At 70.6% G+C, this 17,627-nt stretch carries 13 protein-coding genes and 1 tRNA gene; 9 read left to right on the top strand and 5 right to left on the bottom strand.

What is annotated here, in order from left to right; translation table 11 throughout:
- Nucleotides 1–59 precede the first annotated feature (59 nt).
- The 4 genes from AC1DCT_RS14810 to AC1DCT_RS14825 form a co-directional block, all read right to left on the bottom strand.
- Nucleotides 60–1,484, bottom strand: a complete 1,425-nt coding sequence (locus tag AC1DCT_RS14810; protein WP_477231091.1) for a rhamnulokinase — start codon at nucleotides 1,482–1,484, stop codon at nucleotides 60–62.
- Between the two features lie 64 nt (nucleotides 1,485–1,548).
- The gene (locus AC1DCT_RS14815; protein ID WP_477430086.1) at nucleotides 1,549–3,600 is read right to left on the bottom strand and encodes a bifunctional aldolase/short-chain dehydrogenase; all 2,052 of its coding nucleotides are present in this window, start codon (nucleotides 3,598–3,600) and stop codon (nucleotides 1,549–1,551) included.
- Between the two features lie 52 nt (nucleotides 3,601–3,652).
- Nucleotides 3,653–4,819: an L-rhamnose isomerase gene (rhaI, locus tag AC1DCT_RS14820; protein ID WP_477430088.1), complete on the bottom strand. Its 1,167-nt coding sequence runs from the start codon at nucleotides 4,817–4,819 to the stop codon at nucleotides 3,653–3,655.
- Nucleotides 4,816–7,596 carry a family 78 glycoside hydrolase catalytic domain gene (locus AC1DCT_RS14825; protein ID WP_477430090.1) on the bottom strand — a complete coding sequence of 927 codons (2,781 nt, stop codon included), beginning with the start codon at nucleotides 7,594–7,596 and terminating at the stop codon, nucleotides 4,816–4,818. The genes rhaI and AC1DCT_RS14825 overlap by 4 nt, the downstream gene beginning before the upstream one ends.
- Nucleotides 7,597–7,821: 225 nt before the next feature.
- Between AC1DCT_RS14825 and AC1DCT_RS14830 the strand changes: the two genes are divergently transcribed.
- The 4 genes from AC1DCT_RS14830 (at nucleotide 7,822) to AC1DCT_RS14845 (ending at nucleotide 12,684) form a co-directional block, all read left to right on the top strand.
- Entirely contained in the window at nucleotides 7,822–9,129 is a 1,308-nt protein-coding gene (locus AC1DCT_RS14830) for an MFS transporter (RefSeq protein ID WP_477430092.1), read from the top strand.
- A gap of 40 nt (nucleotides 9,130–9,169) precedes the next feature.
- Entirely contained in the window at nucleotides 9,170–11,413 is a 2,244-nt protein-coding gene (locus AC1DCT_RS14835; protein WP_477430094.1) for an alpha-L-rhamnosidase, read from the top strand.
- Between the two features lie 74 nt (nucleotides 11,414–11,487).
- Nucleotides 11,488–12,492 carry a LacI family DNA-binding transcriptional regulator gene (locus AC1DCT_RS14840; RefSeq protein ID WP_477430096.1) on the top strand — a complete coding sequence of 335 codons (1,005 nt, stop codon included), beginning with the start codon at nucleotides 11,488–11,490 and terminating at the stop codon, nucleotides 12,490–12,492.
- A gap of 110 nt (nucleotides 12,493–12,602) precedes the next feature.
- A tRNA-Tyr gene (locus tag AC1DCT_RS14845) sits at nucleotides 12,603–12,684 on the top strand.
- Between the two features lie 51 nt (nucleotides 12,685–12,735).
- On the opposite strand, the gene AC1DCT_RS14850 is transcribed toward AC1DCT_RS14845, so the two are convergent.
- Complete coding sequence (locus AC1DCT_RS14850; protein ID WP_477430098.1) at nucleotides 12,736–13,290, bottom strand: Dps family protein; 555 nt, start codon at nucleotides 13,288–13,290, stop codon at nucleotides 12,736–12,738.
- Nucleotides 13,291–13,715: 425 nt separating this feature from the next.
- Between AC1DCT_RS14850 and AC1DCT_RS14855 the strand changes: the two genes are divergently transcribed.
- The 5 genes from AC1DCT_RS14855 to AC1DCT_RS14875 all read left to right on the top strand — a co-directional run bounded on the left by AC1DCT_RS14855 (nucleotide 13,716) and on the right by AC1DCT_RS14875 (nucleotide 17,597).
- A complete protein-coding gene (locus AC1DCT_RS14855) occupies nucleotides 13,716–14,027 on the top strand; it encodes a DUF7882 family protein (protein ID WP_477231083.1) in 312 nt (103 codons plus the stop codon).
- Nucleotides 14,028–14,167: 140 nt separating this feature from the next.
- Nucleotides 14,168–14,659: an FBP domain-containing protein gene (locus AC1DCT_RS14860; protein ID WP_477430100.1), complete on the top strand. Its 492-nt coding sequence runs from the start codon at nucleotides 14,168–14,170 to the stop codon at nucleotides 14,657–14,659.
- A gap of 138 nt (nucleotides 14,660–14,797) precedes the next feature.
- Complete coding sequence (locus AC1DCT_RS14865) at nucleotides 14,798–15,589, top strand: enoyl-CoA hydratase/isomerase family protein (protein WP_477231081.1); 792 nt, start codon at nucleotides 14,798–14,800, stop codon at nucleotides 15,587–15,589.
- Between the two features lie 149 nt (nucleotides 15,590–15,738).
- The gene (locus tag AC1DCT_RS14870) at nucleotides 15,739–16,806 is read left to right on the top strand and encodes a hypothetical protein (protein WP_477231080.1); all 1,068 of its coding nucleotides are present in this window, start codon (nucleotides 15,739–15,741) and stop codon (nucleotides 16,804–16,806) included.
- Entirely contained in the window at nucleotides 16,803–17,597 is a 795-nt protein-coding gene (locus tag AC1DCT_RS14875; RefSeq protein WP_477430102.1) for an inositol monophosphatase family protein, read from the top strand. The genes AC1DCT_RS14870 and AC1DCT_RS14875 overlap by 4 nt, the downstream gene beginning before the upstream one ends.
- Nucleotides 17,598–17,627: the final 30 nt, after the last annotated feature.

A 17,627-nucleotide genomic window follows, 5' to 3' on the forward strand; every position in this document is an offset into this window, starting at 1 on the left:
GACCATTGACCGCAGGAGCGCGCCGACGAGACGTGTACGGGGCGCAGAGTCCGATCCGGTCAGCCGCGGGGCACCCAGCGCGTCGGCGGGTGCGTGCGGCGCACGAGTCCCCGCAGCTCTTCGAGGGGGGCATCGGCGCCGAACGCCCCGACTGCCCGCGCCTGCACGAGCACGTTCCCGAGTGCGGTGGCCTCAACGGGGCCGGCCAGCACCGGCAGTCCCGTGCGGTCGGCCGTCGCCTGGCAGAGCAGCCGATTGAGGGATCCGCCCCCGATGAGGTCGATCGCCTCGATCGCCGTGCCAGTGAGTGCGGATGCCGTCGATACGGCGTCCGCGAACGCCTGCGCGATCGATTCGACGATCATGCGCACGAACGCCGCCCGTTCGGATGGCGGCTCGGCTCCCGTCGCACGCACGACTGCCGCGATGCGCGCGGGCATGTCGCCCGGACTGCCCACTGACGGGTCGTTCGCGTCGAACAGCGGCACCTCCGGACTCGCGGCAGCGGCGTCGAGCAGCGCGGGCAGATCGATCGGCGCGCCGTCTTCGCCCTCCCAGGCGCGCACGGTCTCGCTGAGCAGCCACAGCCCGGCCACATTGTGCAGGAAGCGGATCCGTCCGTCCACGCCGAGCTCGTGCGTGAAGCCGGCATCGCGTGCGGCGTCGGTGAGCACCGGCTCGGTGGTTTCGAGCCCGACCAGCCCCCAGGTGCCGCAGGAGATGTACGCCGTGGACGGGGAGGCGAGGGGTGCGGCAGCGACCGCCGAGGCGGTGTCGTGCGAGCCGACCGCGACGACGGGCAGATCCGCGCCGATCCGCGCGGCGATGGCGGGGAGCAACCGTCCGATCCGCGCGCCAGGATCGACCAGCGGCGGCAGCAGTGCCGGACGGATGCCGATCCGTTCCGCGAGCGCGAGATCCCACTCCCGGTCGTGCACGCCGAGCAGCCCCGTCGTGGAGGCATTCGTCCGCTCGGCGACCCTGGCGCCCGTCAGACGATGCGCGAGGAGGTCGGGGATGAGCAGCAGGGTCTCCGCCTCGGCGGCGCGCTCGTCGGCGGCGAGCTGGTACAGGGAGGTGAAGGGGAGGAACTGCAAGCCGTTGCGGGGGTACAGCTCGGCGAACGGCACGCGCGCGTGCACGAGGTCGGCCCCGCGCGCGCCGCGCTCGTCGCGATAGTGGAACGGCTCGGCCAGCAGCGCGTCGCCCCGCAGCAGGCCGTAATCGACCGCCCAGGTGTCGATGCCGATGCTCTCGATCGCGGGCTCGCGGCGCACCGCTTCGGCGAGACCCGCGATGACATGATCCACGAGCATCTCGAAGTCCCAGTGCAGACCGTCCGCGCACCGCACGGGCCCGTTCGGGAAGCGCGCGACCTGCTCGAGCTCGAGCACGTCCGTCCCGACGCGGCCGATCATCACCCGCCCGCTGGTGGCCCCGAGATCGACCGCGGCGAAGGCGCGCGGGCGGTGCGCGGCGTTCACAGAGCCGGCTCCTGCACTCGACGAGCCGTGCGCGTCCGCAGGCCGCGTGCGTGCTGCGGCGCGGTCATCGCAGGAACGCGGCCGCGACGCCGGAGTCGACCGGGATGTGCAGGCCCGTGGTGCGGCTGAGCTCAGGGCCGGTGAGCACGTAGACGGCGTCCGCGACGTTCTCCGGCACGACCTCGCGCTTGAGGATCGTGCGGTTGGCGTAGAACTGGCCGAGGTCCTCCTCGGCGACACCGTAGGTGGCGGCCCGGTTCGCGCCCCACCCGGAGGCGAAGATGCCAGATCCGCGCACCACGCCGTCGGGGTTGATGCCGTTCACCCGCACGCCGTGCTCGCCGAGCTCGACGGCCAGCAGTCGCACCTGGTGGGCCTGGTCGGCCTTCGTGGCGGAATAGGCGATGTTGTTGGGGCCGGCGAACACGCTGTTCTTGGAGGAGATGTAGACGATGTCTCCACCGAGCTTCTGATCGATGAGGATCTTCGCGGCGGCCTGCGAGACGAGGAAGGATCCCTTCGCCATCACGTCATGCTGCAGATCCCAGTCCTTCTCCGTGGTCTCCAGCAGCGGCTTGGAGAGCGAGAGCCCCGCATTGTTGACGACGAGGTCGACGCCGCCGAACGCGAGCACGGCCTCGTCGAGAGCGGCCCGCACGGCGTCGGCGTCGGCGACGTTCGCCGCGACGCCGATCGCGACGTCGGTGTTGCCGAGCTCGGCGGCCGCGGCCCGGGCCTTGTCCAGGTCGAGGTCGGCGACGACCACGCAGGCGCCCTCCGCCGCGAGACGGGTCGCGATCGCCTTCCCGATCCCGGATGCGGCTCCCGTGACGAACGCGATCCGTCCCTGGTGCGAGCGCGGCTTCGGCATCCGCTGCAGCTTGGCCTCCTCGAGGGCCCAGTACTCGATGCGGAACTTCTCCTCGTCGGAGATGGGGGAGTACGTCGATAGCGCTTCGGCGCCGCGCATCACGTTGATCGCGTTGACGTAGAACTCGCCGGCCACGCGCGCGGTCTGCTTGTTCGCGCCGTAGGAGAACATGCCCACCCCGGGGACCAGCACGATCAGCGGATCCGCTCCCCGGATCGCGGGAGAGGCGGCGTCGGCGTGGGCGTCGTAGTACGCCTGGTAGTCCGCGCGGTACGCGGCGTGCAGTTCGTGCAGGCGCGCGATCTGCTCCTCGACGGTCGCCGTCGCGGGCAGGTCGAGGATGAGCGGCTTCACCTTGGTGCGCAGGAAGTGGTCGGGGCAGCTCGTGCCGAGCGTGGCGAGGGCCGGCGCCTTCTCGGAGGCGAGGAAGTCGAGCACCGCGTCGGTGTCGGTGAAGTGGCCGACCATGGGCTTGTCGGTCGAGGCGATCCCCCGGATCGTCCCGGCGAGGGCGGCGGCGCGCTTGCGGCGCTCGTGTTCGGGAAGCGCCTCGAACCCGGCCCGGACGCCGCCGAACGGCTCGGCCTTGCCGTGCTCGGCGATGTGGGCGGCGGCGGTCTCGATGATCCAGAGCGAGTTCGCCTCGGCCTCCTCGGACGTGTCGCCCCACGCGGTGATGCCGTGCCCGCCCAGGATGCAGCCGATCGCGTCGGGGTTCTCGGCCTTGATCCGTGCGATGTCCAGGCCGAGCTGGAATCCGGGGCGCCGCCACGGCACCCACGCGACACGCTGTCGCCCTGCAACATCGCCGAAGATCTCCGCGGTCAGCGCCTCCCCATCGGCCGCGGTCGCGATCGCGATGCCGCTGTCGGGGTGCAGATGGTCCACGTGCACGGCGTCGACGAGCCCGTGCATCGCGGTGTCGATCGACGGGGCCGCCCCGCCCCTGCCGTGCAGGCAGTAGTCGAACGCGGCGACCATCTCGTCCTCGCGCTCAACGCCGGGGTACACATCCTGCAGTGCACGCAGGCGGTCCAGACGCAGCACGGCCAGGCCCTGCTCGGTGAGGGTGCCCAGGTCGCCGCCCGAGCCCTTCACCCACAGGAGCTCGACGGGCTGCCCCGTGACGGGATCCGTGTCGGTGCCCTTCGCGGAGGTGTTCCCACCCGCGTAGTTCGTGTTCTTCGGGTCGGCGCCCAGGCGGTTGCTGCGCTCGATGAGTGCGGCGGCGGTGGGGGTGGTCATGTCGGTTCCTTGGTCGCGGTGATCGTTCGGGATGCAGTGGGGGAGGGTGCGCTCAGGCGCCCCAGCCGGCCTGGGCGCCGCCGAGGCGCTCGGCGGCGATCTTCTCGAGATAGCCCGAGGCTCGGAAGGCCGCCATCGGGTCCGCGGGCAGGCCGCGGTCTTCGCGCCAGGCGGCGAGGGCAGGACGGACGTCCGTGTAGAACGCGTCCATGAGCACGCCGTTCGCGGCCAGCACGTCGTTCGCGCGCTGGGCTGCGGCCAGCGCCTCGCGGTCGATCAGCAGGGCGCGTGCCGTCATCTCCTGCACGTTCAGCACCGAGCGGATCTGTCCGGGGATCTTCGCCTCGATGTTGTGGCACTGGTCGAGCATGAACGCGACGGCGGGGTTGTTCAGGCCACCGCCGCGGATCACCTCGGCGAGGATGCGGAACAGCTGGAACGGATCCGCTGCCCCTACGATGAGGTCGTCGTCGGCGTAGAAGCGCGAGTTGAAATCGAACGAGCCGAGCTTGCCGAGGCGTAGCAGCTGCATCACGATGAACTCGATGTTCGTGCCGGGGGCGTGATGCCCGGTGTCCAGGCACACCATCGCCCGCTCGCCGAGGGCGGACACCTGCGCGTAGCTGGTCCCCCAGTCGGGCACGTCGGTGTGATAGAACGACGGCTCGAAGAACTTGTACTCCAGGACCAGACGCTGCTCGGCGCCGAGCCGCGCGTAGATCTGCTGCAGCGAATCCTGCAGGCGGTCCTGCCGGGAGCGCATGTCGTTCTGGCCGGGGTAGTTGGATCCCTCGGCGAGCCAGATCTTCAGATCCCGGGATCCGGTCGCGTGCATCACGTCGATGCAGGCGAGGTGGTGGTCGATCGCCTTCTGCCGGATCCGGTCGTCCTCGTGCGCGAGGGCGCCGAACTTGTAGTCCTCGTCCTGGAACGTGTTGGAGTTGACCGTGCCCAGGGCGACGCCGTGGTCCTCCGCGTGCCGACGCAGGTCCTCGAAGGAGTCCACCAGATCCCACGGGATGTGCAGGGCCACGGTTGGCGCGAGAGCCGTGTGCGCGTGCACCTGGGCGGCGTCGGCGATCTTCTCGAACGGGTCGCGCGGCGTGCCCGGGGTGCCGAACACGCGGAAGCGGGTGCCGGAGTTGCCGAACGCCCAACTGGGCAGCTCGATCGCCTGCTTCTCGAGTTCGGCGAGGATCACTGGGGAGAGCGTGGTCATGATGCGGTGCTTTCTTCGATGCGGGTGGCGCGGAGGGTGTGCGTGCCAGGGGTGAGCTCGGTGGGTCCTTCCAAGATCCAGCCCGGGGCAAGGGCGATGTCGGCCGTGACTCCGAACGGGACCTCGACCGTGAGATCCGCGCCGGCGGCGTCGCGCCGCCAGTCCACCGCGATCCGCCCGGCGGGGGCGTCCACGTGCGCCTGGCAGTGATCGAGCACGCCGTCGAGGTCGGGGGCGATGCGCGTACGCCGATACCCGGGCTCGATGAGCTCGATCCCCGCGACGCGGCGCATCATCCAGTCGACGACGCAGCCGAAGGCGTAGTGGTTCATCGACATCCGCTCGACCGTGCCGTCCTCGTGCACGGCTTTCCACGCCTCCCAGATGGTGGTGGCGCCGTGGTCGACCTCGTACAGCCAGGAGGGCGCCGTGTCCTGCACCAGCAGTGCCCGTGCGAGGTCGGCGTGCCCCTCGTCCCACAGCACGTCGAGCAGGAACGGCACGGAGACGAAGCCGGTGTCCAGATGCACGCCCGCCTCGTGAACGAGCTCGACGAGCCGGGCGACGACGCGCGGGCGGAGATCATCGGGCACGGCGTCGAAGGCGAGGGCGAGCACGGCGATGCCCTGCATGTCCGGCCCGATCCGGCCGTCGTCGCCCACGTACTCGGCGGCGAAGGCGGCGCGCACCGCGGCGGCGTGCTCCCTCGCCTGAGCGGCGGTGGCCGTATCGCCGAGCGCCTCCGCGGAAGCGGCGTAGAGATCCAGAGAGCGGATCTGGAACAGCGGTCCCGTGAGCTCGGCCGTCAGCTGCGGGGCGAGCATGATGGCCGCGAACTCATCGAGGCCTTCCGACTCGGGACGGGATCCGTCCAGGGTCGACGGCGCGAGCCAGTCGCCGAAATTCATGCGCCCGTTCCAGAGCAGCCGCTGCCGGGCCAGGCGCTCCGCGGAGAGCGTCTCCGGATCCAGGTGCGCCGGCAGCGCGGCGGCGGCGTCGGCCGTCTGGTGCTCGACCCAGGCGCGCATGGCGTCGATGTTGTCGCGCAGGAAGCGAGGATCGCCGTAGTGGCGGTACAGCTCCCAGGGAGCGATCGTGATCGCGTCACTCCATCCCGCGGCGTCGGTGATGTCGCCGAGGCCCGCGTTCGGGCGGTCCGGATCGTCCATGGCCGGCGGCATCGGCACGATGATGGGCACGATGCCGTCGTGAGCTGCCTGGTCGACGCGGACGTTGCGCAGCCAGCGGTCCAGGAACGAGGCCACGCCCATGAGGGTCGCCGCGGTCGGCGTGAAGATCTGCAGGTCGCCGGTCCATCCGGCGCGTTCGCGCTGCGGGCAGTCGGTCGGCACCGCGAGGAAGTTGGAGCGCTGCGACCAGATCGTGTTCTCCACCAGGCGGTCCAGCCGCGCGTGAGACGAGGAGAAGGAGGCGGTCTGCGCGAGGTCGTTGGCGATGACGACCGCGGTGAAGTCCTCGGGCGCGGGCGTTCCGGGGTAGCCGATCAGCTTGACGTAGCGGAACCCGTGGAAGGTGAACAGCGGCTCCCATTCCTCGCCGTCCGGGTGGCCGGCCAGCACGTACTCGTCGGCCTGGTCCTTGTTCACCCCGAGGATGTTGTCGAGGAAGTTGCCCTCCGCATCGACCACCTCGGCATGTTCGAGGCGGACGACGGTGCCGCGCTCGCCGCGGACCCGCATGCGCACCCGGCCGGCCATGACCTGGCCGAAGTCGATCACGGTCTCGCCGGCCGGCGTCGTCAGGATGCGCTGCGCCGGCAGCTCGCGGACGCGCCGGATCGGCTCTCCGACGAACGGCACGAGGGGCACGGACACGGGGACGAGCGCGCACGGCGTCCACTCCTGGGATGCCACGGCGTCGGCCGACGGCTCATCCCACCCCGGCATCTCGGCACGCGCGTCATGGCGCTCCCCGATGAAGATGTCCGACCAGTCGATCGGGCCGCGGGAGCTGCGCACCGACGCATCCGGGCGGATCACGCGCCGGGTGCCGTCGGGGAGGTCGATCTCCAGCCGCCAGGTGGCGCGGAGGATGTCGCCGTACTGGGCGCTGCGCCCGAGGATGGAGATCCGCCCGGCGTACCAGCCGTCGCCCAGGATCACGCCGAGCACGTTGGCGCCTTCGCCCAGCAGCGAGGTGACATCGTGCGTCATCACCGAGATCTCGTGCTGATAGCTCTCGTAGCCCGGCGCCAGCAACCCGTCCCCGACCGGGCGGCCGTTGAGCGACGGCTGGTGCACGCCCTGGCTGCTGATCCGCAGACGTGCCGAGACCGGCGCGGCGGGCAGATCGAACTCCTGGCGCAGATGCCGTGGCGGGTGCAGGCGCTCGCCGGGCGGCGTCGCGTCCGCGGCAGGGGCGAAGGTCTCTGGACCGATCGCGAGCGGTCCCTCGACGAGCACGCGCTCCTGCTCGGGCTCGGCCCACGGCGCGTCCCATTCGGAGAGACCGATGCCGAAGCCGGCGGACGCCTCGACCACGCCGCCGTCCGCATCGCGCACGGCGAGCTGCCAGCGGTAGTCCGTCCCGCAGGCAGCGACGAAGCCGTCGGGTTCGAGGGCGAGGTCGTCCGATTCGATCCATCCGGAATCGTGCGCGAGCTCGCCGTCAGCCGAGGTGATGCGGATCCGGTGCGCGCGGGGCGCGGACGCCGCTTCCTCGGTGCGCACCCGCCAGGTGAGCCGCGGGGTGGTGCGGCGCAGCGCGAGCGGGTTCTCGAGGTGATCTGCGCGGAGGTCGGAGAGAACGAGAGGCATCGATGGGGCTCCTTTGCTCTGAATCGATTCAAAAGTCTGAACTTGACGATACGACCTCCCCACCGAGTCGTCAAGTAACCCGTACCTGCGCAATGAGCGTCTCGCAAATGGGATCCGACATCGGGCTTGTGAATCGATTCAAAGCTTGCTAGCGTGCAAGCATCCCGGATCCGCAGCGCCTGCCCGGCCGCCGCGCTCCGCATCGCTCACGTTCAAAGGAGAACCATGACCGTCGAAGCCCCCGCCGTCCGTCATCCGAACCCCTGGTGGGTCGGCATCGTGTGCGGCATGGCGTCGTACATCGATGCCGCCACGATCGTCGCCACCGGCATCGCGCTCGTCATCTATCAGCACACGATCGGCATCACGCCCGATCAGATCGGCGTCCTCTCCGGGATGCTCACGCTCTCCATCGCGATCGGCGCGATCTTCGGGGGACGGCTCGGCGACGCGCTCGGTCGTCGCACCATCTTCCTCGTCACGATGCTCATCGTGATCGGCGGCATCGCCCTCCTCGTGTTCGGGGCCTCCTTCCCCGCGCTGCTCGCCGGTGTCATCCTGGCGGGACTCGGCACGGGAGCAGATCTGCCCGTGTCGCTCTCGACGATCTCGGAGGCGGCGTCGGAGAAGAACCGGGGCGCGATCATCGGGCTCTCCAACATCCTGTGGGTCGTGGGGATCCTGGGGACCATCCTGATCGCGACGTTCGCCGGCGGTCTCGGGCGTCTCGGCGGTCAGCTGCTGTTCGGCCAGGTCGGGATCGTCGCGGCACTCGTCTTCCTCGCGCGGCTCACGATCCCGGAGTCGCCGTTCTGGCTGGCGGCGCGCGATGAGCGACGTCGCGGTGCCGTGACCGTGCGGGCCGACCGCGCCTCGGTGCGCGACCTGCTGCGCAAGCCCTACCTCGGCCCGTTCGTCGCCCTGCTGATCTTCTACGCGCTCACCAACGTCGGCGCCAACACCGGCGGCCAATTCGGCACGTACCTGGCGGTCAACGTCGCGGGCATCCCCGTCCAGCTGAACTCCGCGATCGGTCTGGCGTCGTTCCCGATCGGGTTGCTCGCGGGCCTCTGGTTCATGCGCATCGTCGACGGCAAGCGCCGGATGACCTACTTCGTCTTCGGGGCGGTCGTGCTCCTCCTCGGGTATCTGACGCCCGCGGTCCTCGGCTTCAGCCTGCCCACGATCATCGCCATGAACCTGTTCATGGGCGTCGGCGGCGCCTTCGCGTTCGAGGGCATCATGAAGGTGTGGACGCAGGAGTCGTTCCCGACGCTGCTGCGCACGACGGCGCAGGGCGCCGTCATCGCGATCGCCCGAGTCGTCGCTGCGCTGCTCGCCTTCGTCACCCCCGCCCTCATCGCTGTCAGCCCGCAGGGACTGTACGCGGTGCTCAGTGCGGTCGTGGCCATCGGCCTCGTCGTGGCCTGGTTCGCCTTCCGTCACGCGGGCGAGAGTCAGTTCGTCACGGAGTCGCTGCCCACCGTCGTCGTCGAGGCGGAAGCCGAGGCCGCCGCGCCGATCGATTCCTGACTGCTCGACCACACGCCGACCCCGATCCGGAAGGACCGAGATGCACACCCCTCTCCACCACGCCGACTTCCTCACCGCGGTGGCTCCGCGCGAGGCCGCGATCCGCTTCCGGCGGGCCGTTGCGACTGCCCAGCCACGCGACGCCGTCGCCTCCGCACGTCTCAGCGCCACGGCGCTGGGCGTGTACGAAGCGCGACTCGACGGAGCACCGGTCTCGGACTCGGTGCTCGACCCGGGCTGGAACGCGTACGAGTGGCGGCTTCCGTTCCAGAGCTGGGACGTCACGGAGGCGGTGCGCGGCGGATCCGGGGATCTCTCCCTCGAGGTTCTGCTGGGCAACGGCTGGTACCGCGGCGACCTCGGGTTCGAGGGTGCGAACGCGAACTACGGGGAGGAGATCGCGGTCGCGCTCGCCCTGGAGCTCGTCTTCGACGACGGCACCGTGCAGACAGTCATGACCGACCCGGAATGGACGGCCGAGACCTCCGAGGTGCTGCGCAACTCGCTCTACAACGGCGAGACCATCGACGCGCGTCTTCGCGACGAGCCGGGGGAGGCGCTGACCGTTCAGGCGGTCGACGTGGACCGAACCCGGCTCGTCGCGCAGGCGGGCCCGCCGGTGAAGAGGCAGGAGACCCTGCACCCGGAGCGCATCTGGGTCTCGCCTTCGGGCCGCACGCTCGTCGACTTCGGCCAGAACCTGGTGGGCTGGGTGCGGGTGAACGTGCAGGGGCCGAGGGGCGCCGAGATCGTGCTGCGGCATGCCGAGGTGCTCGAAGACGGTGAGCTCGGCACGCGTCCGCTGCGCGCCGCGCAGGCCACCGACGTGTTCGTTCTGTCGGGCGGGCAGGACGTGTTCGAGCCGACGCTGACCTTCCACGGCTTCCGCTACGTCGAGGTCACGGGCTGGCCGGGGAAGTTGCGTGCCGAGGATCTGGAGGCTGTGGTCGTTCACTCCGAGATGCGCCGCACCGGGTCCTTCGAGTGCTCGGAGCCGCTGGTGAACCAGCTGGTGCAGAACTCGGTGTGGGGGCAGAAGGGCAATTTCCTCAGCGTTCCGACCGACTGCCCGCAGCGCGACGAGCGCCTGGGCTGGACGGGTGACATCGCCGCCTACGCGGCGTCGGCGTCGTTCCAGTTCGACACCGCCGACTTCCTGCACGACTGGCTCGAGGACCTGCACGCCGAGACGCGCAACTCCCCGGCCGGGATCGTCCCGATCGTCGTGCCCGACGTGCTGAAGTACGCGCAGTTCGGCGAGGACTTCGCGTTCCCGGAGTTGGGTGCGACAGCGATCTGGGGGGACGCGGCGGTGTGGGTGCCGGAGGCGCTGTGGCGCGCTTACGGCGACCGCGAGCGGCTGGCGGCGCACTATCCGGCGATGGTGCTGCACCTCGAGTCCGTCGAGCGGGTGCTCTCGCCGACCGGCCTGTGGGATCAGGGCTTCCAGTTCGGCGACTGGCTGGACCCGGACGCACCGCCGGAGAACCCGGCCGCGGCGAAGGCGGATCCGCATGTCGTCGCCACCGCGTGCCTCTACCGCTCTGCCGCGTTCGCCGCGGAGGCGGCGGGAATCCTGGGGCGCACCGAAGAAGCCCGACGCTGGCAGTCGCTGGCGGATCGGGTGCGCACGGCGTTCCAGGAGCACTACGTCGAGGACGGCCGGGTGCGCTCCGACTGCGTCACGGTCTACGCGCTGGCGATCTGCTTCGGGCTGATGAAGGACGCGGACAGGGAGAAGGCCGCTGACCGTCTGGCCGAGCTCGTGCGGGCCGGCGGCTATCGCGTCACCACCGGGTTCGCCGGCACTCCGTTCGTCACCTGGGCTCTGTCCGAGACCGGGCACGTGGAGGACGCCTATCGACTGCTGCTCGAGAAGGAGAACCCCTCCTGGCTCTACCCCGTGACGATGGGCGCGACGACGGTGTGGGAGCGGTGGGACTCGATGCTGCCGGACGGATCCATCAATCCGGGCGAGATGACGAGCTTCAACCACTACGCGCTCGGCGCCGTCGTGGACTGGATCCATCAGGTGGTGGGCGGCATCCGTCCGGCCGAGCCCGGCTACGCGAAGCTGCGCATCGAGCCGGTTCCGGGGCCCGGCATCAGCTGGGCGCGCACGCAGTACGACGCCGCCGCGGGCGAGGTCGCCGTGCACTGGCGCACCGACGAGGACGGTTTCGTGCTCGAGGCCCGGATCCCCGATGGCGTGCCCGCGGAGATCGTCCTGCCCGACGGATCGACGCACGAGGTCGTCGGAGGCGAGCACCGCTTCGTCGCATGAGGCGGCCGCGCCCGGAGGTCCCGGGCGCGGCTGCACCCATGCCCTAGGCTCGCTGTGCGGGAGAGGGGACGGCGATGGTCGTGAGCGTCCGGGAAGTGGCCGAGGACGCCGGTGTGTCCGTCGGCACGGTGTCGAACGTCCTGAACCGTCCCGATCGCGTCGCCGCTGAGACCGTGACCCGCGTCCAGGCCTCGATCGCGCGCCTCGGATACGTGCGCAACGACGCGGCCCGGCAGCTGCGCGCCGGACGCAGCCGCACCATCGGGCTCGTGGTGCTGGACATCCGCAACCCCTTCTTCGCCGAAGTCGTCCGCGGTGCCGAGCAGCGCGCCGACGAGCACGGGATGTCGGTGCTCGTCGCCAATAGTGACGAGAGCGCACGCCGCGAGGGCATGCTCCTGGACCTGTTCGAGGAGCAGCGAGTGGCGGGGGTGCTCATCACGCCGGTCGCCGAGGCGCTGCCGCGGCTGCAGCAGATGCGCGATCGCGGCACCCTCAGCGTCCTCGTCGACCGCGAATCGCGCGATCCCGGGTTCTCCTCCGTCGCCGTGGACGACGTCGAGGGCGGGCGGATCGCCGCCGCGCACCTGCTGGAGAGCGGACGCCGCCGGCTCGCGTTCGTCGGCGGACCGGTCTCCCTGCGACAGGTCTCGGACCGATTGAGTGGAGCGCAGGCCGTGGCCGCCGCGGCCGGGGTGGGCCTGGAGTTCATGGCGACGGGAGCGCTCAGCGTGGAGGAGGGTCGTCGCGCGGGGAGGCTCCTCATGGATCGTCCCGCGGCGGAGCGCCCGGACGCCGTGTTCGCGGCGAACGACCTGGTCGCGCTGGGCATGCTGCAGAGTCTGGTGATGGCCGGAGACGCGCGCGTCCCGCAGGACATCGCACTCATCGGATACGACGACATCGACTTCGCCGAAGCCGCGGTGATCCCGCTGAGCTCGATCCGCCAGCCCGCCGAACTCATCGGATCCACGGCGGTCGACCTTCTGCTGGGCGCGTCCGACGGCGGCGCAGCGGCCGCCGAACGGGTGCTGTACCGGCCGGAACTCGTCGCCCGCGCCTCGACGCTGGGCACCTGAACGCGGGCCTCGGGGCGGCTCCGGCCGCTCGATTTCTCGTGGCCGGATCCGCCGGGTATGCTTGATCTTCGCGCCCCCGGTCGGCTGGAAAAGCGGGACGGGCGTGCATTGGCAAGTTGCCCGAGCGGCCAAAGGGAGCTGACTGTAAATCAGCCGCGTTATGCTTCGGGGGTTCGAATCCCTCACTTGCCACATCGATCGAAGGCCTCCGCAGCGCGGAGGCCTTCGTCGTTCGCGGATCCCTCAGCGCTGGGCGGTCTTCGGCGTGCGGTTCTCCGCACTGACCATCCAGGAGAGCTGCTCGATCCGCTCCAGGATCGTGTGCAGGATGTCGGCCGTGGTGGGATCCTCCTCGTCCACCTGGTCGTGCACCTCGCGGCAGGTCGCCGCGACGCCGTCGAGGCGTTCCGTCATCAGGTCGATCGCGTCACTGGTCGCGATCTCGCCCTGGGGGCATTCGGGCAGTGATGTCGTCTCGGCGACCACGTCGCTGCGGCCGTCGGGCAAGGCATGGAGCGCACGCATGCGCTCGGCGACCGTGTCGGCGAACACGCGGCTCGCCTCGATGATCTCGTCGAGCTGCAGGTGGGTGTCCCGGAAGTTGGTGCCGACGACGTTCCAGTGCACCTGCTTGCCCTGCAGGGACAGCTCGATGAGATCGACGAGCACGCGCTGCATGTCGTCGCTCAGCGTCTGGGACGCCGTGAAGCCCTTCTCGGCGTTCTCCTCAGCGGTGCGCTGCGCGCCGCGCGCGGGCTTACGACGGTTCTTCGTGGCGGTCGATGCCTGGGGGCTCATGGGACTCCTCACTGTCACGGCGGCGCGGCATCCGCGCGCCCGTCTGCTCATACGCCCCGCACGCTAACCAAGCGCGTGCGGGAACGGTACGGGCTTGCGCCTCGCCACGGTGAGCATTAGGGCAACGGACGACCGTTCCCCGGAGCGGCGCGCACGCGCTACCGGACTTCGATGGCACCGTCAAGCCCCTCCACGCCGACGCCGTCGATGTCTACATTCGACGCTGTCAGCAAGAATGCGCTCCCGGCGCATGCGGGGTCCCCCAGGCCTACGGGTCGCCCGCCAAGCCGCGGAACGCTGAGGGGTCCGGCCGGGTTCGCCTCCGGTCGGACCCCTCTTGTCAAGGGTTCTGAGAACACTGGGCATCCCATGCGAGAAAGGCGCGATCCCTGCGGGCATCGGCTGCGAGGCGTAGCGTCCGGAGCATGTCCACTCTCTATTACGGAAGCGCAGAACACGCCATCGAGATCGAGGATGTCACCCTCGCTCACCTCAAGGTCGTGATCGCCACGAAGCTCCGGCGGAACGAGAGTTTCACCCTGTCCTGGCAGCATGACGGCGACCAGCCGCTCGGCCGCACCACGGTCTGGCTGCACCCGTCGATCGAGCTCCGCTTCGAGTTCGCCGACCCGAACCCGCCGGAGCTGGACCCGGCGAGGATCCAGGCGATCGCCAATTCGGCCAACACCTCGGGCGGGATCCTGATCCCCTACGAGCAGATCCTCGAGGCCGCCTGACGCTTGCCGAGACGAACTCTCACGCGACCCGAGACGAAGGGGCCCCGCTGCGGGCCCCTTCGTCGTCCCCCGGATGCGTGTGGCGGTGCCGGGCGCGAGTTCCGAGCCCTGCCGGACATGTGCTTCTTAGACTGGTCCTCATGCGTGCGCTCACCGAAGACCAGATCCGGGCGTCGTTCCGCAACGCCGAGCCCGACGAGGCCGCCGAGATCGCGATGCCGCACGACCTGTTGCTCGCCGAGTGGGATTACCTCGACTTCTTCGCGTGGCGGGATCCGATCGCATCCCGCAGCGGTTACATCGTCATCGAGCAGGCCGGCGAGCCGGTCGGGATCGTGCTGCGGGCAGCGGATCCGTCCCGGGTGCGCTCCGGCATGTGCAACCTCTGCCACACGATGCAGCCCGGCAACCAGGTCGCTCTGTTCGCCGCTCGCCGCGCAGGGGAGGAGGGACGCAAGGGATCCGTCGTGGGCACCTACATCTGCGCCGACCTCTCCTGCCATGAGAGCGTGCGGATCGTGCCTCCACTCGCGCCCAACGAGATCCGCGCGGATCAGCACGCCGACCGGCGCCTGGACGGCACGCATCGGCGCGTGTACTCCTTCGTCGCCTCTGTGCTCGGCGACGCCTGACACCGGCGCGGCCCGAGGCGCGGCGCTGAGCCTCAGGTTCACGAAGGTTGAGACTGGGTACCACCGGGGGTGGTGCCGCGGGTAGGCTGGACGCGCGGCTCACGGCCGCATGATCGCCGTCGATCCCGAAGGAGCACCATGTCCGAGCCCCTGCTCTACCGCGTCGAGGACGGCCTGGCCCGCATCACCCTGAACCGGCCGCAGCGACTGAACGCCTTCAACGCCGAGCTCGCGCACGCGTGGGCCGATGCGACGGCCGCCGCCGTGGGCGACAGCGCGGTGGGCGCGATCCTGATCGAGGGCGAGGGGCGTGCGTTCTGCGCGGGCGGCGATGTCATCGACATGGCCACGGGCATGGGCGGGAATGAGGAGATCGAGCGGCTCGCGCAGGTCATCCACGCCGGCATCACGTCTCTGACGACGTCCGCGGTGCCCGTCGTCGCCGCCGCACACGGCACCACCGCCGGCGGAGGGCTGGGGATCCTGCTCGCGAGCGACTACGCCGTCGTCGGATCCGATTCGCGCTTCGGTAGCCTGTACGCCAACGTCGGGCTCACCCCCGACCTCTCCGTCAGCGCCCAGCTGGCCGCAGCGGTCGGCCAGCGCCGCGCGCTGCAGCTCCTGCTCACCGACCGCATGCTCTCCGCCGCCGAGGCGATCGAATGGGGCATCGCTGCGGAGGCCGTCGGCGAGGGCGACGCGGAGGCGGTCGCTGCCGCGGTGCGCACCCGAGCCGAGGAGGTCGCGCGGTTCTGGCTCACGGGAGCTTTCGGCGCGTACGGACAGGCGAAGCGCCTGATCCGCTCCCGGCCGGAGCGCACGTTCCCGGAGCAGCTGGACGAGGAGGCCCGCACGATCGCGGCCGCGTTCGGAGGATCCGAGGCGCAGGGGCTGATCGCGGCGTTCGCGCAGCGGTCCTCCGGACGCTGACGGTCCCGCCGACCCGGCGCGACGCGCGTCCCCGCATCGCATCCGCCTGCACAGAGTCCCGCGGAGACGAGTTCTCCCCTGATCGTGCATCGCCCGCAGAAGCCGCGACATCGCGTGCGAGGATGAGAGCACGACAGACGGGGGACCCCATGGCGAACACGACGACGGCCAAGTCCGGGCCGAACACTTCACTGCTCATCCGAGGAGCGATCTGGATCGCGATCGGAGCCCTCATCGCCGCCGCCCTGGTGTGCGTCGTGTGGGTGCTCATCGGCGATCAGCAGGGCCTGATCGGACGGGCGTTCCTCACGATCGTGCTGCTCGCCGGGTTCGCGGCGATCGCGATCCTCGAGGCCAGTCTCGCGCCGAACCGTCAGGACTGGCTCGCGCTGCTCAGCATGATCACCTGGATCGTGGCGCTGCTGGTCGGTGCGGTGAAGATCTGGCTGCCGGATGACAGCTACTTCGGTGGCGTGGAGCGCTTCTTCCAGCTGATCCTCGTCGTCGGCATCCTGCAGCTCGCGCTGCTGCACGTACGGCTGTTCCAGAAGGCGGCGGCCCGCCACGAGACCGCGTTCACCCGGGGGATCGTCTGGGTGACGTACGCGTTCCTCGCGTCCCTGGTCGTGATGCTGGTGTTCTACCTGACCTTCCCGCACACGTTCGACTACCAGGAGCTGTACTGGCGGATCGTGGTCGCCCTCACGATCCTCACCGCGGTCGGCACGATGCTGATCCCGCTGCTGAACGCGTTGTTCGCCCCGAAGCGCCCTGCGCCGGGCGCACCGGCCCTCGTGGCCTACGCCGCGCCGGCCGCCGTGGCGTACCCGGCGGCCGAGCCGCAGCCGTGGCCCACTTATGCCGACGGGCGCACGCCCCTGCCCTTCTTCGCGGACGGCAGCCCCGATTGGAACGCGTACTACACGGGCGTGCCTTCGCCGGGAGCGACGATCCCGGGGCAGCCGGCCGCGGCGACCCCGCCGGCGTCCGCTGTGCCGACTCCGTCGCAGCCCGCGATCCCCGCGGAGTCCGCGGCCGAGGCTGCCGCGGCGGCTCCCGAGGCTGTCGCGGGTGGCCACGGCCTGACGGGCGCACTGCACTCGGAGACTGCGGCGGCCGAGACGGATCCGGCTGCTCCGTCGGCGCCGGCGATTCCGGCGTTCCCGCCCGCGCCGCCTGCTCCGTCTGCCGGGCCGACGCCGCCGGCCGCCTCGTGACCGCCGTCGAACTCCGCGACCTCGCGATCGACATCGCCCGCGAGGCGGGGGAGCTGGCTCGACGTCGGCGGGCTGAAGGTGTCTCGATCGCGGCGAGCAAGTCGACACTGGCCGACATCGTGACCGAGGCGGATCGCGAGGTGGAGGCGCTGATCCGTGCGCGCCTGGATGCTGAGCGTCCGGGGGACGGCTTCCTCGGCGAGGAGACCGGCGGTGGCGAGGGGACCACGGGCATCACCTGGGTCGTCGACCCGATCGACGGGACGGTCAACTACGCATCGGGGATCCCGCTGTACGCGGTGAGCATCGCCATCGTCGAGGGCGGCAGCGATCCCGATCGCTGGACGGCGCTCGCCGGCGTGGTGCAGTCACCGGTGCTGGGGGAGACGTTCTCCGCGGTTCGCGGTGAGGGCGCCTACCTGAACGGCGAGCGCCTCCGCATCGCCGAGCCCGGGGCCGCCGGCGCCCTGCTCGCCACGGGTTTCGGGTACGACCCGAGCACCCACGCAGGAGACCTCGCCACGGTCGGCCGGGTCATGCCCGTGGCCCGCGACCTTCGCCGCGGGGGCAGCGCCGCGACCGACCTCGCGTATGTAGCGGCGGGACGTCTCGACGGATACTTCGAGCGCGGCCTGAGCCCGTGGGACTTCGCAGCGGGAGCGCTTCTCGTGCAGGAGGCGGGTGGCGTGTTCGCCCGCCCGGAAGGGCCCGATGTCGCACGCCGTCTGAACCTCGCCGGCAGCGCGGATCTCGTCGCGGAGCTGCGCAGACGCATCCTCGAACCTCGCTGAGATCGGCCGGGGCGAACGCGGACACGCCCG

It is taken from the genome of Microbacterium sp. 10L49, assembly GCF_056395125.1.

Bases quoted from the DNA above. Each gene is read 5' to 3' on its own strand.
- AC1DCT_RS14830 (WP_477430092.1), top strand. From the start codon at position 7,822: ATGACCGTCGAAGCCCCCGCCGTCCGTCATCCGAACCCCTGGTGGGTC.
- AC1DCT_RS14865 (WP_477231081.1), top strand. From the start codon at position 14,798: ATGTCCGAGCCCCTGCTCTACCGCGTCGAGGACGGCCTGGCCCGCATC.
- AC1DCT_RS14855 (WP_477231083.1), top strand. From the start codon at position 13,716: ATGTCCACTCTCTATTACGGAAGCGCAGAACACGCCATCGAGATCGAG.
- rhaI (WP_477430088.1), bottom strand. From the start codon at position 4,819: ATGACCACGCTCTCCCCAGTGATCCTCGCCGAACTCGAGAAGCAGGCG.
- AC1DCT_RS14840 (WP_477430096.1), top strand. From the start codon at position 11,488: ATGGTCGTGAGCGTCCGGGAAGTGGCCGAGGACGCCGGTGTGTCCGTC.
- AC1DCT_RS14815 (WP_477430086.1), bottom strand. From the start codon at position 3,600: ATGACCACCCCCACCGCCGCCGCACTCATCGAGCGCAGCAACCGCCTG.
- AC1DCT_RS14850 (WP_477430098.1), bottom strand. From the start codon at position 13,290: ATGAGCCCCCAGGCATCGACCGCCACGAAGAACCGTCGTAAGCCCGCG.
- AC1DCT_RS14825 (WP_477430090.1), bottom strand. From the start codon at position 7,596: ATGCCTCTCGTTCTCTCCGACCTCCGCGCAGATCACCTCGAGAACCCG.
- AC1DCT_RS14860 (WP_477430100.1), top strand. From the start codon at position 14,168: ATGCGTGCGCTCACCGAAGACCAGATCCGGGCGTCGTTCCGCAACGCC.
- AC1DCT_RS14870 (WP_477231080.1), top strand. From the start codon at position 15,739: ATGGCGAACACGACGACGGCCAAGTCCGGGCCGAACACTTCACTGCTC.
- AC1DCT_RS14835 (WP_477430094.1), top strand. From the start codon at position 9,170: ATGCACACCCCTCTCCACCACGCCGACTTCCTCACCGCGGTGGCTCCG.